This window comes from Amycolatopsis sp. NPDC104863 (assembly GCF_055582965.1).
In genome coordinates this window covers 439,735-454,860 of sequence record NZ_JBVJOW010000010.1, presented here as the reverse complement: position 1 = coordinate 454,860, position 15,126 = coordinate 439,735, and the positions used below count along the sequence as shown (strand labels likewise).

The 15,126-nt window shown below is 72.5% G+C and carries 11 protein-coding genes; 8 read left to right on the top strand and 3 right to left on the bottom strand.

The genetic code is table 11. The annotated features are described in order from the left end of the window. Entirely contained in the window at positions 1-3,072 is a 3,072-nt protein-coding gene (locus ACZ63J_RS43445; RefSeq protein ID WP_465408122.1) for a hypothetical protein, read from the top strand. Positions 3,073-3,191: 119 nt separating this feature from the next. Here ACZ63J_RS43445 and ACZ63J_RS43440 read toward each other — a convergent pair whose 3' ends face one another. Beyond that, a complete protein-coding gene (locus tag ACZ63J_RS43440) occupies positions 3,192-3,647 on the bottom strand; it encodes a VOC family protein (RefSeq protein WP_465408123.1) in 456 nt (151 codons plus the stop codon). Positions 3,648-3,731: 84 nt separating this feature from the next. After that, on the bottom strand, positions 3,732-4,520 hold the full coding sequence (locus ACZ63J_RS43435; protein ID WP_465408124.1) for an IclR family transcriptional regulator: 789 nt from the start codon (positions 4,518-4,520) through the stop codon (positions 3,732-3,734). Between the two features lie 238 nt (positions 4,521-4,758). Here ACZ63J_RS43435 and fae point away from each other — a divergent pair, with 238 nt between their 5' ends. From fae to ACZ63J_RS43405, 6 genes are all read left to right on the top strand, one after another. Then, positions 4,759-5,313, top strand: coding sequence for a formaldehyde-activating enzyme (fae, locus tag ACZ63J_RS43430; protein WP_465408126.1), 555 nt, complete (start codon positions 4,759-4,761; stop codon positions 5,311-5,313). Next, a complete protein-coding gene (locus ACZ63J_RS43425; RefSeq protein ID WP_465408128.1) occupies positions 5,310-6,419 on the top strand; it encodes a mandelate racemase/muconate lactonizing enzyme family protein in 1,110 nt (369 codons plus the stop codon). Before fae ends, ACZ63J_RS43425 begins: the two co-directional genes overlap by 4 nt. Then, a complete protein-coding gene (locus tag ACZ63J_RS43420) occupies positions 6,407-7,897 on the top strand; it encodes an aldehyde dehydrogenase family protein (RefSeq protein ID WP_465408129.1) in 1,491 nt (496 codons plus the stop codon). The genes ACZ63J_RS43425 and ACZ63J_RS43420 overlap by 13 nt, the downstream gene beginning before the upstream one ends. 1 nt (position 7,898) lies before the next feature. Further along, positions 7,899-8,825, top strand: coding sequence for an NAD(P)-dependent oxidoreductase (locus ACZ63J_RS43415; protein WP_465408131.1), 927 nt, complete (start codon positions 7,899-7,901; stop codon positions 8,823-8,825). 14 nt (positions 8,826-8,839) lie between these two features. Next, complete coding sequence (locus ACZ63J_RS43410) at positions 8,840-9,976, top strand: iron-containing alcohol dehydrogenase family protein (RefSeq protein ID WP_465408133.1); 1,137 nt, start codon at positions 8,840-8,842, stop codon at positions 9,974-9,976. 64 nt (positions 9,977-10,040) lie between these two features. Beyond that, entirely contained in the window at positions 10,041-10,580 is a 540-nt protein-coding gene (locus ACZ63J_RS43405) for a DUF6328 family protein (RefSeq protein WP_465408135.1), read from the top strand. A 13-nt stretch (positions 10,581-10,593) separates the two neighbouring features. On the opposite strand, the gene ACZ63J_RS43400 is transcribed toward ACZ63J_RS43405, so the two are convergent. Beyond that, the gene (locus ACZ63J_RS43400) at positions 10,594-13,413 is read right to left on the bottom strand and encodes a helix-turn-helix transcriptional regulator (RefSeq protein ID WP_465408137.1); all 2,820 of its coding nucleotides are present in this window, start codon (positions 13,411-13,413) and stop codon (positions 10,594-10,596) included. A gap of 254 nt (positions 13,414-13,667) precedes the next feature. Between ACZ63J_RS43400 and ACZ63J_RS43395 the strand changes: the two genes are divergently transcribed. Continuing rightward, on the top strand, positions 13,668-13,859 hold the full coding sequence (locus ACZ63J_RS43395; protein ID WP_465310389.1) for a hypothetical protein: 192 nt from the start codon (positions 13,668-13,670) through the stop codon (positions 13,857-13,859). Positions 13,860-15,126 lie beyond the last annotated feature (1,267 nt).

Sequence of the window (15,126 nt, the reverse complement as noted above, 5' to 3'; positions counted from 1 at the left end):
GTGTTCACCGACCTTCTCGGGTCGACCGCCGGCGCTCTGTCGCGAAGGAATCGTGAACCGCACGTGAATGCTCGTAAACTCGGCCCTGCCCTGGATACCGCGGCGGGTTGTGAGGCGTTGCCCCTGCTCAGCTGCCGCGCCGAGCAGCTCGGGGTCCTGCAGATTCCCGGGCCGCCGGGCCGGGCCGGAAGCAGTTCGACGCCGTACCTTCAGCGTGGCCTGGATCAGGAACTGCTCGATGCGGCCGCCGGAATCGCCCGGGGCGAGACCGTGATCATTTCCTTGATCGGCGAGCGTTCGACGGGGAAGAAACGCGCGATGTGGCAGCTGATCAACCACAGCGCCGAGGGGAAATCCCAGCCGCTCCTGGCGGACTGGCACGTCTGGCCGGGCACGAGCCCCAGTGACCCGGTCACCCTGCTCGCCGAGATGGCCAAGCTGCCGCCCAAATCCGTGATCTGGCTGGGGCCCGGCGAACGGTACTTCTCCGACGAAGGTGCCAAGACCGGGAATGACGTCGCACGCGCGTTGCGCAGGCTGCTCGGCGACCCGGGGCACGGACCGTTCCTCCTGTTGTGCACCTTCACCCCGCGGGGCTGGCAGACCGTCACGGCGATGCCGTCCGCGACCGGCGTCGACGAGTACCAGCAGGCCAGGATGCTGCTCCTGACCGGTCGCCACATCGCCGTGCCGGACAGCTTCACGGAGTCCGAAGTCGGGCGAGCCATCGAAATGGGGGATCCCCGCCTCGCCGAGGCGGCCGTCCGGGCCACCGACGGGCACGTGATCCAGTACCTGACCGCCGCGCCGTGGTTGAACGTGGCTTTCACGACGGCGAGCCCGCCGGCGCGTGCCGTGCTGAAGTTCTGCATCGCGGTCCGGCGGATCGGGCACGGCCGCTCGATTCCCCGCCGGCTGATCGAACTCGGCGCGACCGGGTTCATGAGCCGGCCGGTGCGGGCGGCGCTGGACGACGAATGGTTTTCCCCCGCCTTGGCCGAGCTGACCCGGCGAGGTGCGGGAGGCCTGAGCCTGCTCGGAGACCAACCGGCACCCGGGCATGCCGAGGACGGCCGCGGTCGCTGGTTCCAGCTGGACGAATACGTCGAGCGCCGATGGCTGAAGGGTGAACCGGCGGCCGAGGCCGATGATCACCTGTGGTCGGCGCTCGTGGCCGCGGCCGCCAAGGACAGCCTGATCGGCTTGGCGGACGAGGCGCGGCGGCGAGGTCTGTTGCTGCAGTGCAACCGGCTGTACCGGCGCGCGATCGACGAGGGTGTCCCGGGCGCGGGGAAGGGGCTCGCCGAAGTGTTCCGCCAGGTGGGGAGAATCGACGATGCGCTGAGCGTGTACGACCGGCTCATCGAGGGCGGCTGCGACGAGGCGAGGATGGAGGCGGCGGAGATGCTGATCGCCGCCGGCCGCCGGGTCGAAGCCGTGGAACTGCTCGGGCGTGAAACGCGAGCCGATGATCGCACGCGGCTGCTGTTCGCGATGGCCCTCGCGGAGAAGAAGCCGGCTTCGGCGGTTGCCCACTACCGAGAGCTGGCGGAAGGGGGTGATGCCGACGCTGCCGGGGTGGCCGCGGACATGATGACCGACGAGCGACGCGAGGGCGGCTTGTGGGACGGCCGCACGGGGAATCGTTTCGAGCCCGCGATCGACTGGCTCACGGCGCTGCTGGACGAAAAGGACGTCGACACACGAAGCAAGATCGTCGAACTGATGATCACCCGGGACGAAGAGGCCATCAGTGGCGCCCTCGAGTGGCTGGCCGATCGCGGACGCGGCGGAGACCATCTTGCCTACGTCCATGGTGCCCGGCTGCTGGCGGAGCACGACCGGGCCGAGGAGGCGTTGTCGTGGTGCGACACCGCGGTCGCCTACGACGATGGCGCGCGGGCGGTGGTGGCGATGATCTACGCCAAGGCAGGCCTCCTGGATGCGGCGTTTCAGCACGCGGCCACCGCGGCTGTACACGATCCGGCGGTGCTGACCCGGATCGCCGAGCTCCTCGGGCAAAAAGGCCTGCTGCAGCGCGCCCTCGAAGGATTTCGGCGGGCTGCGGAGCTGGGGGACACCCACGGCTGGGTGCGTGCGGCCGAGGTGGCGGCGGAGGCGGGCTGGGTCGACGAAGCGACCGGGTTCGTGCGCCGAGCCGAGCAGGCCGGCGCACGAGTCACAGGTCTGCGTGAAGCGGTGGCTGCCGCGCTCGGGCGGTCCGGGAAGACAGCCGAAGCGATCGAGTGGTACCTGGAAGACGCCGACCTGAGCGATCCGCAGGTGCTCGTTCCGGTCAGCGATTCGCTGCTCAACGACAGGTCGTTCCACGTGGCGGCCGAGAAGTACGCGCGACGGGCCCGGGTCGGTCGCGGGGAGGCGATGAGCTGGGTCGCCGAAGGTCTGCTGGCGGCCGGCTACCGGGAACGGGCGGCCCGGTCGAGCTACTTGACCAACACCGGAACCACGCTGCTGGACAACGTCTATCCGAAACTGGTGGTGGCCGCCGAATTCTGCCTGCCGGCGGCCGCGCTGGCCGGGCACGCGCCGGCTTGGCTGCGCACGGTCGACGTGCTGCTTGATCTCGGGCGGTACGAGTCAGCCGAGCGGCGCCTGAGCCAGGCGGAGAAACGCGCCGGGATCTTCAGCGAAGTCCACACCGCGATCATTCTGGCCTGCAAGCACGGAGACAACGCCGGAGAGGCGGTCGCCCTGGTCGAAGATCAGGTGAACCGCGCGGTGACCGACGCGGTCGTGCGCACGGCGACAGCCCTCTTCAAATACGAGAAAGTCGAGCAGGCCGAACGGCTTTTGGTGCGTGGCCGCGATGCGGGAGACCTGGCTTCCCGGGTCGCACTTGCCGACTACTTCGTGCGATGCGGTCAGCTCACCAAGGCGCTGGACGAGTATTTTGTCGCCTTGGTCCACGGGTGCGACGTGGGAGAAAAGATCAAGCGCGTCCTCCGTCAGGATCGGAACGAGCTGCTGCTCCAGGAGTTCCTCCGATACGGGCTGACGCCTCAGGGCAAGCTCGCGGATCGGTGGCCGGCGGTGTGGTCCGTTCACCCGTGACGAGACTCCCCGGCCGCCGCCGGGCGGTGGGCTCGAGCGTGGTCCGGGCACCAACATGCCGCAGGTGCCCGGAAAACGGATACAGGACAGTTCCTGGCTGCGGCGGCCAGGCCACCCCGTCAGTCCAGGCAGAACTCGTTGCCTTCCGGATCGGTCATCACGATGAACCCGCCGCTGAGCGGGGGCTCGGGCTCGAACCGGCGCACCCGTGACGCGCCCAGGGCGACCAGGCGTTCGCACTCCGCTTCGAGGGCCGCCATCCGCTGCTCGCCCTGCAAACCCGGGGCCGCCCGGACGTCGAGGTGGACGCGGTTCTTCGCCGTCTTGTTCTCCGGGACCTGCTGGAAGAACAACCGCGGGCCCTCGCCGTCCGGGTCTTCGATCGCGGACCGTGAGTTGCGCTGGTCCTCCGGCACGCCGATGCGCGCGAGGAACTCGTCCCACGCGGCGAGCGGGTCGCCGCCCGCGGGCGCGCCGGGTGGGGCCGGGTGTTCGTAGTCCAGGACGTCGCGCCAGAACGTGGACAGCGCTCGCGGGTCGTGCGCGTCGAACGTGACCTGGACCTGTCGGCTCATCGGGGTGCTCCATGGGGCTGGGGACGCTGACCCGGTCCACTTTGGCAGCAAAAGCGGACAGCCGCGGTCCTCGATCCCGGTGGATCAGGTGAGGTGGGCGGCCGGCGGCGGGTTCGGGCCCTCCCAGCCGAGGTGGGCCGACACGCGGGCGGCCGCCTTGGCCGTCGTGCGGCCCGCCGCGTCCAGGTCCGAGCCGAGTCGCGACGTCGGCGCGGAGATGTTCACCGCCGCCACCACCCGGCCGCGGAAGTCGCGGATCGGCGCCGAGACCCCGACCAGACCCTCTTCGAACTCCTCGTAAACCCGGGCGTAACCGTCCCGGCGGCTCTGCCCGATCTTCGCCCACAGCTCGGGCAGCAGCTGCGCCTGCGCCGGGAACCGGACGTACAGCTCGTCCGGGGTCGCGTCGAGCAGCAGGACCCGTCCGGCCGACGTGCAGTGGGCCGGGACGCCGCGGCCTTCCCAGCCGTGGACGCGGAACGAGTGCCCGGACACCGACAGCAGCGTCAGGACCTCCTGGTCGCGCAGCACGCAGAGGTGGCTGGTCTCCTCGAGATCGGCTGACAGCTCGCGCATCACCGGCTCGGCGGCGCGGGCCAGCCGGTCTTCCACCGTTCGGGCGACGAGGGAGAACAGCCGCCAGCCGAGCCGGTAGCCGAGCGTGTCCGGGTCACGCTCGACCACGCCTTCTTCGGCCAACGCCTTGAGCGCGCGCGAAACCTGGCTCTTCTCCCGGCCGGTGAGCTGGGCGAGCCGGACCACGCCCAGCTCGCCGGCCCGCTGGGCCTCGGGGGAGGCGAGCGCCTCCAGCAGGCCGAGGTCGCGACGCAGGCCGTGGCCCTGCTGCCGGGCGGCGTCGTCCGGGGTGTTCACCAGACCAAAGTTACCAATCCGGTCAAAAGCAGGCCCCCATCGAGCGGCACGTGGCCGTTGCTGCGCAACTGGTTGGCCGTGGCTGTGACCGGATTGGTAACCATTGGGCAGAGCTAACCACGCGGTGTGGTTGGCGCCAGCGCAACCCCGGTTGCAATCTCGGGCCGTCCCTTGCCCGCCGTTTCGGGGCGCTCTTACCGTCGATTCCGGCCGCACTCCCCTCGATCTGGAGCACCCCATGACTTTCGCGTCCACCGCCCTCGTCGGCGAGGCCTTCGTCGGCGAAGGCGCCAACGCCGCCCACACGAACGTCGTGCTGGGGCGGCGCGGCGGTCCGGTGGAAGCCGCGTGGGCGACCGCGCTCGCGACGCCGAGCGCGGGCCACGTGCCGTTCGTGACCGTGCTGCGGCCGTCCGTGCCCGTGCAGCCGCCGACGTTGTTCGTGCCCAAGGCGGCGGCCGGCACCGACCTGCACCAGCGCGCCACCTGGGGCGCCGCGCAGGCCGGGCTTGCCCAGGGCGTCACCGACGCCGTCGAGGCGGGAGACCTGCCCGCCGGGGAGACCGGCGACCTGCTGCTGATCGCCGCGATCTGGGTCAACCCCGCCGTGGACGACCTCGACGAGGCGTTCGCGAACCAGCGGCTCGCCGCGGCCCGGGCGATCCGCGCCGCGGTGCTCGGCACCCCGCACGTCACCGACGTCCTCGACGCCGCCCGGGCCGGCGCCGCGAACCCCTTCTACACCCCGGATCCGGACGTCCTGCGCCGGACCGAGCCGGCGGTGGCCCGGTGAAGATCACGGCCATCACCCTCGACCGGCTGCGCCTGGAGCTCGACCCGCCGCTGAACGCGGCCTGGGACCCGGACCCGCGCCGGCACTTCGACGCCACGATCGTGCGGGTGCACACCGACGAAGGCGTCACCGGCATCGGCTCCGGCGACACCATGGCCGGCTTCGCCGCCGTCGAGCACCTGTTCCTCGGGGAGGACCCGCTCGACATCGTCCGGCACGTCAAGGCGATCGAGACGGCCAACTTCCACGGCGGCTGCTTCTGGCCGCTGGAGGTCGCGCTCTGGGACATCATCGGCCAGGTCGCCGGCCTGCCCGTGGCGACGCTGTTCGGGAACTCGGCCCGGTCGGTGCCCGCCTACGCGTCTTCGGCCGAGCTCAAGCCGCCGGAGGAGCGGGTCGAGACCGCGCTGCGGGCCCGGGAAGCCGGGTTCCGCGCGATGAAGATCCGGATCGACCGCGACCGCGCCGACGCCGGGGTGGCCGCGGTCGCCGCGGTGCGTGACGCGCTCGGCCCGGGCTTCGAGATCATGGTCGACCTCAACCAGTCCTGGCGGATGGCCGGGGACACGGCTCCCGCGGCCGACCTGGCGCAGACCCGGAAGCTGGTGCGGCGGCTGGCCGAGCTGGACGTCTTCTGGGTCGAAGAACCGTTGCCCTACGCCGATGTCGCGGGCTTCAAGACCCTCCGCGCGGAGAACCCGGGCGTGCGGATCGCGGCGGGGGAGATGCACCACTCCGTGCCGGAGCTGCTGCGCTACCTCGAAGACGACGTGCTCGACGTCTACCAGATGGACGTCGTGCTCGCGGTCGGCATGCACCGGGCCCGGACGCTGGCCGAGCTCGCGCAGCTGAAGCACCGCGCGTTCACCCCGCACAGCTGGACCAACGGCATCGGCGTGCTGGCCAACCTGCACGTGGCGGCCGGCGTCGGCGGCGGCCCGTTCTTCGAGTTCCCCTGGGACCCGCCGGGGTGGACACCGGAGCGTCGCGACTTCATGCTGGCCGAGCCCGTGATGATCACGTCGGCGGGGGAGCTGGAAGTGCCCCGGCGGCCGGGGCTCGGGATCGAACTGGACGAGGAGGCGGTGCGGCGGTGGCGGATCTGACCCACCAGGACTGGGTGGCGGCGGCGGGCCGGCTGACCCCCGAGACGAGACCGTTCGTCGGCGGCCGGTTCGTCGAGTCCACTTCGGACGGAACGTTTCCGAGCGTGTCCCCGCGCGACGGCCGGGTGCTCGCCCACCTGCCGGCCGGCAGCGCCGAGGACGTCGACCGGGCCGTGCGCGCGGCCCGCGAGTCCTTCGACGATGGCCGCTGGCGCGAGCTGCCGCCCCGCGAGCGCAAGCGGATCCTGCTGCGCTGGGCCGACGCGATCACGGCGAACACCGCCGAGCTCGCGCTGCTCGACACGCTCGAGATGGGCAAGCCGATCAGCGAGTCGCAGCGCGTCGACGTCGCCAAGGCGGCCGAGACGATCGCCTGGTACGCCGAGACGATCGACAAGACCTACGACGAAGTCGCGCCCACCCCGGGAAACGCGCTGGCCTGGGTCACGCGGGAGCCCCTCGGGGTCGTCGGCGCGGTCGTGCCGTGGAACTACGCGCTGCTGATCGCGTCGTGGAAGCTCGGCCCGGCGCTGGCCACCGGCAACTCGGTGGTGCTCAAGCCCGCCGAACAGACGTCGCTGGCGTCGCTGCTGCTGGCCCGGCTGGCGAGCGAGGCCGGGCTGCCAGACGGTGTCCTCAACGTCGTGCCCGGCCGCGGCGAGGTCGCCGGCCAGGCGCTCGGGCGGCACCCGGACGTCGACAAGATCGCCTTCACCGGCTCGGCCGAGGTCGCGCGGCTCTTCCAGGTCTACGCCGGGGAGTCCAACGGCAAGCAGGTCGCGGTCGAGGCCGGCGGCAAGTCGCCGCAGCTGGTGCTGCCCGACGCGGACCTCTCCGCCGCGGCGTCCGCGGTCGCGTGGGGCATCTTCTACAACGCCGGCCAGACCTGCAACGCCGGTTCGCGGCTGGTCGTGCCGGCCGCGCTGAAGGACGAGCTGCTCACCGAGATCGTCAAGCTCACCGGGGAGACCTTCCGGATCGGCGACCCGCTCGACCCGGCGACGGTGTTCGGCCCGCTCGTCGACGACGTCCAGCTCGACCGCGTCCTCGGCTACCTCGACACCGCCCGCGAGGAGGGCGGGACGATCGTGCTCGGCGGCACCCGCGACGGCCTGCACCTCGAACCCACCATCGTCGACGACGTCCGGGCGGGCTCGACGATCGCGCGCGAGGAGGTCTTCGGGCCGGTGCTCGCGGTGCAGACCTACGACGGCACACCCGAAGAAGGCGTCCGGCTGGCCAACGACACCGACTTCGGCCTGGTGGCGTCGGTCTGGACGCGCGACGTCACGACCGCTCACCGCGTCGCGCGCCGGCTGCGCGCCGGCACGGTGTGGATCAACACCTTCGACGCCAGCGACGTGATCACCCCCTTCGGCGGCTTCAAGGCGACCGGCGCCGGTCGCGACAAGTCGCTGCACGCGATCGACGCCTACACCGCCCTCAAGACCACCTGGCTCGACCTTCCGGAGACTTAGCATGAAGATCGGATTCATCGGCCTCGGCGCCATGGGCGCGCCCATGGCCCGCCACCTGATCCTCGCCGGCCACGACGTCACGGTGCATGACGTCCGCTCCGAAGCGGCGCTGGAGCACCTCAACCTCGGCGCGCGCTGGGTGGACGACCCCGCCACCTGCGCGGTCGACGCGGACGTGCTCGTCACGATGCTCCCGACCCCCCGCGTGGTCGAGGACGTCCTCCTGCGCGGCGGCGCGGCCGAGGCGCTCGCGCCGGGCGCGCTCTGGATCGACATGTCCACTTCGACCCCCGCGGTGGCCCGCCGGGTGGCGGAGGAAGTCCTGGACGGCCGCGGGGTGCGCCGGCTCGACGCCCCGGTGAGCGGCATGGCCCGCGGCGCCGAAGCGGGGACCCTGCAGATCTTCGTCGGCGGTGACGCGGGTGACTTCCGCGCCGCCCTGCCGCTACTGGAAGTGCTCGGCGATCCCGAGAAGATCCTGCACGTCGGCGCGGCCGGCCACGGGTACACCGTCAAGCTGATGATCAACCTGCTGTGGTTCGCCCACGTCGTCGCGACGTCCGAAGTCCTCGCGATGGGCGTGAAGGCCGGGGTCGACCTCGGCGTGCTGCGCTCGGCGCTGCTGGCCAGCCCAGCCGCGTCGCACTTCCTGGAGCGGGACGTGCTGTCCGTGCTGGTCGACGGCGACTACGACGACTCCTTCGCGATGGTGCTGGCGTGCAAGGACCTCGGCCTCGCCGTGGACCTCGCCCGCGACGTCGGGGTGCCGGCCGAGCTGTCCGCGCTCGTCGAGCAGGTCTTCCGCCGGGCCAAGGCGGTCTACGGCGACCGCGCGGGCGAGATGAGCCCGGTCCGGCTCTACGAATCGTGGGCGGGTGCGGACTTCCGGCTGCCCGATCCCCTCGACCCCGCCGTCCCGGCCGTCTGAAGGGAAGAGTCGCCGTGCGCCTTACCGTCGAGCCGACCGGCCGCACCGAGTTCGGCCCGGGTGTCGTGGCCGGACTGCCGGGCTTCGTCGAAGCACTGGGCCGAAGCCGGGTCTTCGTCGTCACCGACCGCGGCCTGCGGGCCACCGGGATCGTCGGGCGGGTCGAGCGGATCCTCGCGGCGGCCGGGCTCGAGCACGGCGTCCACGAGGACGTCGGCCCGAACCCGTCGACGGCCGAGCTCGACCGCGGCGCCGCCCGCCTGCGCGAGTTCGGCGACGCCGCCGTCCTCGCCCTCGGCGGCGGCTCGGCGCTCGACGCGGCGAAGGGTATCTCGCTGCTTGCGGGGAACCCAGGGTCCGCCGCGGCGGACGCGGACCGGTTGTGGGAGGCCGAGCCGGGCCTGCCGCTGATCGCCGTGCCCACCACGGCGGGCACCGGGGCCGAGACCAACGGTTTTGGTGTCACCGAGGACATCTGCGCACGCCGGAAGGTCTACATCGGACACTCGTCGGTGAAGCCGCGGATCGCCGTGCTGGACCCGGAGCTCACCCTCGGCCTGCCCGCGCGGGGCACCGCCGCCACCGGTCTCGACGCGCTCGTGCACGGGATCGAGTCGCTCGCCTCGCTGGGCTCGACGCCGTTCTCCGCGGCCTACGCCGCCCAGGCGGTCAGCCTGGTCGGGCGCTGGCTGCCGGTGGCCTACCGCGACGGCGATGACCTCGAAGCGCGCGCCGGGCTGATGCTCGGCGCGCACCTGGCCGGCCACGCGCTGACGCTGTCCGGGCTCGGGCTGGTCCACGGCATCGGGCACGCCGTGACCGCGCACACCGGCACCCCGCACGGGGTTGCGCTCGCCGCAGTCCTCGAGGAGGTCATGGCGTTCAGCGCTCCGGCCGCCGAAGCGGCGTACGAAGCGACCGCCCGCGCACTGCACGTCACCCCGGCGGCCGGCTGGAGCGACGCGGCGATCGAAGCGGTCCGGGAGATCTCGGGCGCCATCGAGATCAAGCGCCCGCTGCGCGAGCTCGGCGTCACCCGGGACGACCTCCCGGCGATCGCCGCGGCCGCGGTCGCCGACGCCGTCACCAAGAACGCGCCGCGCCCGCCGTCGGAGGCCGAGGTGACCGAGCTGCTGCACGGCGTCTACTGATCGGCTTCCAAGATCCGTCGGTCGACCGATGTCTCCCCGCGCTCCCCGGAGCACTGTCGGTGACATGAAGGTGAACGAATTCGACAGCCTCGCCGTGGACCCGTCCCTCGCGCCGGTGGACGCGCACGACGAGTGGAACCTGATCGCCCGCCGGGAGACCCCCACCCAGCGGCTGGACCGCAACTACGCCGAAATCCTGCAGGAGGTGCGGGTGGCGCAGACCGGGGTGCAGCTGCTGCTCGCGTTCCTGCTGACCGTCGCCTTCACCCCGCGGTTCACGACGCTGACCGGGTTCGAACGGAACGTCTACGTCGGCGCGCTCGTCCTCGGGGCCGCGGCCAACGCGTTGCTGATCGCGCCGGCCGCCTTCCACCGCCTGGTTTTCCGGCGGCGGCTCAAGCGGCAGCTCGTGCGGGCGTCGAACCGGTTCGCGTTGTTCGGCCTGACGCTGCTGATGCTGGCGATCAGCTGCGCGCTGCTGCTGATCCTCAGCGTCACGGTCGGTTCCGTGGTCGCCGGCTGGATCACCGCCGGGGCGATGGGCTGGTTCGGTTTGTGGTGGTACGTCGTGCCGCTGTGGAGCCGGTCCCGGAGCCGGGTCTGATTCTCGGCCCTTCTCAGCCCGACGCGGACTGGTGGCGGGCCGCTTCCCGGGCGATGTCGATGCGGGAGTGCACACCGAGCTTGGTCAGGACGTGTGAGACGTGAGTGGCGACCGTACGCGGAGACAGGAACAGCCGGGCCGCGATCTGGGGGTTCGACAGGCCTTCGACGACCAGCCCGGCGATCTTGCCCTCGGTCGGGGTCAGGCTGTCCCAGCCGTGCGTGACCTGGCGGTGCTTCACCGTCGGGCCGCGCCGGATGCCGAACGCCCGGAACCGCGCGCGCAGCCTCGCGACGTCCCACTGCGCGCCGAGCTCCGTGTAGAGGTCGAGGGCGTGGGTGAACGCGGCCCGCGCGGAACCGCGGTCGTCGGCCTCGGCGAACGCGACCGCGGCGGCTTCCAGTGCTTTGGCGCGGGGGAGCGGGCGGCTGGCGTCTCGGTAGCCGTCGGCGGCCTGCAGCAGGGTCGCCGCGTCCCGGTGGACCAGGCCGGCGCAGTACTGGGCGAGGGCGCTGCGGTGCGGCAGGGCGGAACCGGCGAGGAGCGCGCGAGCCCGCGCTTCGATGCCGGCCGCGGTGTTTTCGTCTTCGTTCGCGACGGCGAGGCGGGCGGCGTCGCCGAGCAGGTCCTCACCTTCGTCTTCGCCGGTCAAGCCGGCGGTCAGCGCCGCGAGCGCGTCGGCCGTCGCGCCGGCCTGTTCGAAGTCGAGACTGCGCGCGCGGGCCAGGGTTTCCACGACGCGGCCGCCGATGCGTTCCGAGAACGGCGCCGCGACGTCGAGGTGCCGCCGCGCCGCGGCCGCTTCACCGCGGTGGAAGTGGATGATCGCCGCGACGCCGTGGTCGCAGCAGGCCACGCTCGGGTCCTTGAGGTCGTCCGGGACGACGTCGACCTCGGCCAGCGCGTCGTCCCACCGGCCGCTGCCGAGCAGCAGCTGGCCGAGCGCGCTCTGCACCTGCGTCAGCCGCACGACACTGCCGGTGCGGTCGGCGAGCTCGCGCGCCCGGGCGGCGGCGGCGAGCGCTTCCGGGTAGCGGTCGAGCGCGCCGAGGGTCACGGCCTGGTTGATGCGCAGCAGCAGCCCGAGGTCGAGCAGCGCCGGATCACCGTGGGCGGTGGCCATCGCGCGGTCGAACAGCGGCAGCGCCGCCGTCCACTCGCCGCGCATCATCGCGACGAGGCTGAGCACGTGCAGCGCCCACCCGTTGGCCCAGCGGTCTTCGCCGGCTTCGGCCAGCGCCGCGGTGGCGACGCGGGCGGCGGTGTCGACCTCGCCGAGGTCCCGGTGCGTGCGCGCGGTGAGCACGAGCAGCCGGGCCCGGTGCCGGGCTTCGAGGCCCGGCCCGGTCACGGCTTCCTTGAGCGCGGTGAGGGATTCGGCCGAGCGCCCGGTCATCCCGCGGCACTGCGTCACCGTCGTGTGCAGGTCGACGAGCAGGTCGGGGTCGGTGGCCCGGGCGAGCGCGCGGCAGGCGACCCGCTCGGCCTCGGCGATGTCGCCGACGCGGTAGAGCGCGTCGGCCAGCCGGCCGGCCAGCACCGCGATCGTGGTGTCGCCGGGCGCGACGTCCCGCAACGCCCGCCGCAGCAGGGTGACGGCGACGGCAGGAGCCTGGCCGATCAGCGGCGCGGCCGCGCGGAGCAGCCAGCCCACCACCCAGTCCGGCACCGGCTCGGCTCCGTCCTTTGTGGACACCGTGGGCAGCAGCTGCCGGGCCACCCGCTCGACCGGCGCGCCGGCCTCGGCCAGCGCCCGCGCGGCGGCCTCGTGCCAGGCGATCCGGACCGCGACGGGCATTTCGTCGTAGAGAGCCGTGCGGATCAGCTGATGCCGGAAGGCCAGGTCTTCCCCGGCCGCCACCAGCACGCCGGCGTCGCGCGCGTCGTCGAGCGCGGGCAGCAGGTCGGGCAGCCGGGCGCCCGACACGGTCGCCAGGTCCGCGACCGAGAAGCCGGCCCCGAGCAACGCCGCGGCCCGCAGCACGGTCCGGGCCGGTTCGGCCAGGAAGCCCAGCCGGTCGGCGATCGCCTCGGGCAGCGAGTCCGGCGCGGGCCCGCCGGTCAGCTCGGCGATCCCGGCTTCGTCGACGGCCAGGCACGAGCCCCGGGTCAGCGCGCCGAGCAGTTCGGTGAGGTACAACGGGTTGCCGGCCGCGCCGTCGGCCAGCTCTTCCAGCCGCGCGCCCGGCTTGCCGCCGGCCAGCGTCGCGACGAGTTCGAGCACGGCGGCTTCTGGGAGCCTGCCGACGCGCAGGCGTTCGGCGGGCTCGACGATCCGGCGCAGCGCCCGCAGGTCGTCGCGGCGGGGCACCGGGCGCAGCACGCCGATGAGGAGCAGGGGGAGCTGCCGCACCGAGCGGGCGAGCCGGCTCCAGGTGGCGACCGTCGTCCGGTCGGCCCAGTGCAGCTCGTCGACCACGAGCACGACGGGCCCGGTCTGGCAGAGTTCTTCGACCAGGGCGTGCAGCTGCTCGGCGGCCGCGGCGGCGAGGTCGACGCTCTTGCCGGCGGCGGACTCCCCGCGCAGCAGCCCGGCGATTGCGCCCCGCCGCGGGTCCGGCGCGGCCGCGCTGATGCGCAGGGCGTCCAGCAGGGGAAGAAGGGGGAGGTCCTGGCCAAGTTCGTCACCGGCGCCTTGGTAGACCTGGCACCCGGCCTCGGCGGCGAGAGCGCAGCCGGCGCGCACGAGCGCGGACTTGCCGATGCCCGGTTCGCCGTCCACGAGGACCGCCCGCCCGCGCCCGGCGGCCACGTCATAGACCCAGCCGGCCAGCCGGGACAGCTCGCCGTCCCGGCCGACCAGAAGCTCAGCACCGTCCGTGAGCGCGTGCACACAGACGATAATAGAAGGGAAACTCTTGTTTAACAAGAGGTGTACGCGGAGCGACCGACCCGTGGGTTGGTCGCCGGTGATTTCCGTGCGGGAAACATCCATTTGGCCTGGTGTTCGCAAAACTGTTCCAGGTCCGGCTGTCCTCCTGGCGTTGGCAGTCCATTAACCGGCCATTCGTCTCCGGTTAGGGCTGTTCTGCAATCGTCGCCCAGCCCGAAAAGTCAGTCTCGTACGATTGACCACCCGGAGGAATGATGCGGGTTCACCGCGCGGTCGCCCTCGGCGCCGCGGCCGTGCTGAACATCCTCGCAGCTGCGGCTGTCCTCGGCGCCACCACGGCGTCCGCCGCCACCAGCGGCCCGAGCACCAGACCGGTCGTCACCGTCGTCAGCCCGGACGAAATGGGGTACAACGGCGTTTCGCCCGACGAAATGGGATACAACTAAGGGACTTCGTCCGCAACTCCCCGGCGGACGGACAATCGGAAACCCTGCGGCCGCAACCAATTCTGGTTGCGGCCGTTGTTGTGTGTCCGGTGGGTTCGAGATCTTGGCGGGGCTGGGTTTTGTGGACCTTGGGTGGCCTTCGTTCCGTGGGTGGTGGGGGTGGTTTTCGCTTGTTTCGCGGGTGGTGGGGTGGTGGGTCCTTCGCTTCGGGTGTGGTGGGGTGGTTGTGCCTCGGGCGCTTCGCGGGGTGGGGGGGCTCGGTCGCCCTCGCTTGGTGCGGTGGAGGCCGGGCGTCCTTCGCTTGGGGTGCGGCAGGGTGGTTGCGCCTTCGGTCCTTCGCGGGCGGTGGAGGCCGGGCCTGCGGCCCCTCGGGGTGCGGCGGAGGTCGGCCCTGCGGCCCTTCGGGTGTGACGGAGGGGCCTTCACTTCTGTCGCGGCGGAGATGCCTTCACTTCGCGTGCGGCGGCGTGGTGTCCCTAGCCCTTCGCGGGCAGTGGGACTGGATCTCTGGCTGTGCGTGTGTTGCGGGGGCCGGATCTCCCGCCCTGCGTGTGCGGCCGAGGGGGACTTCACTTCGCCCGCGGCGGAGGGGCCTTCACTTCGCGTGCGGCGGCGTGGTGCCCCTAGCCCTTCGCGGGCGGTGAGGCTGGATCTCCGGCCCTTCGTGTGCGGCGGAGGGCCTCGCTCCGGGTGCGGCAGGCGCCCGTCTTCCTTATGTCGCGTGCGCCGCGTGGTTGGGCGCTCAGCCCGTGCGAGCGGTAGAGGTTGGGCCGCCGGCCGTCGTGTGCGGCCGATGGGCCCTTACTTCACGTGCGGCTGGGTCGAGTCTCCCTCAAGACACGAGCGGCCCCTCGCATCGCGTGCGGCAGGGGTAGGTCTCCCTCATATCGCGTGCGGCGGAGGCCGGGTGTCCTTCGCTTCGCGTGCGCCGGCGCGGTCCGCCTTCAGCCCTCGTGCGGCGGAGGCCGGGTGCCCTTCGCTTCGCTTGCGCTCGCGTGGTCTGCCCTCAGCTCCCGCGTGCGGCCGAGCCCGGTCCCCTCACTCCACCGACTGCCGCGTGGCCATCCCCAGACAAACCCGCCACCGCACTCTTCCCCCAAAGCGGGCCTGGGGGGGGGGGGGGGGGGGGGGGGGGGGGGGGGGGCGGGGGGGGGGGGGGGGGTGGGGTGGGGGGGGGGGGGGGGGGGGGGGGGGGGGGTGGGGGAGGGGGAGGGGGGGGGGGGGGGAGGGGGGGGGGCGGGGGGGGGCGATATCACTGACGCAGTTG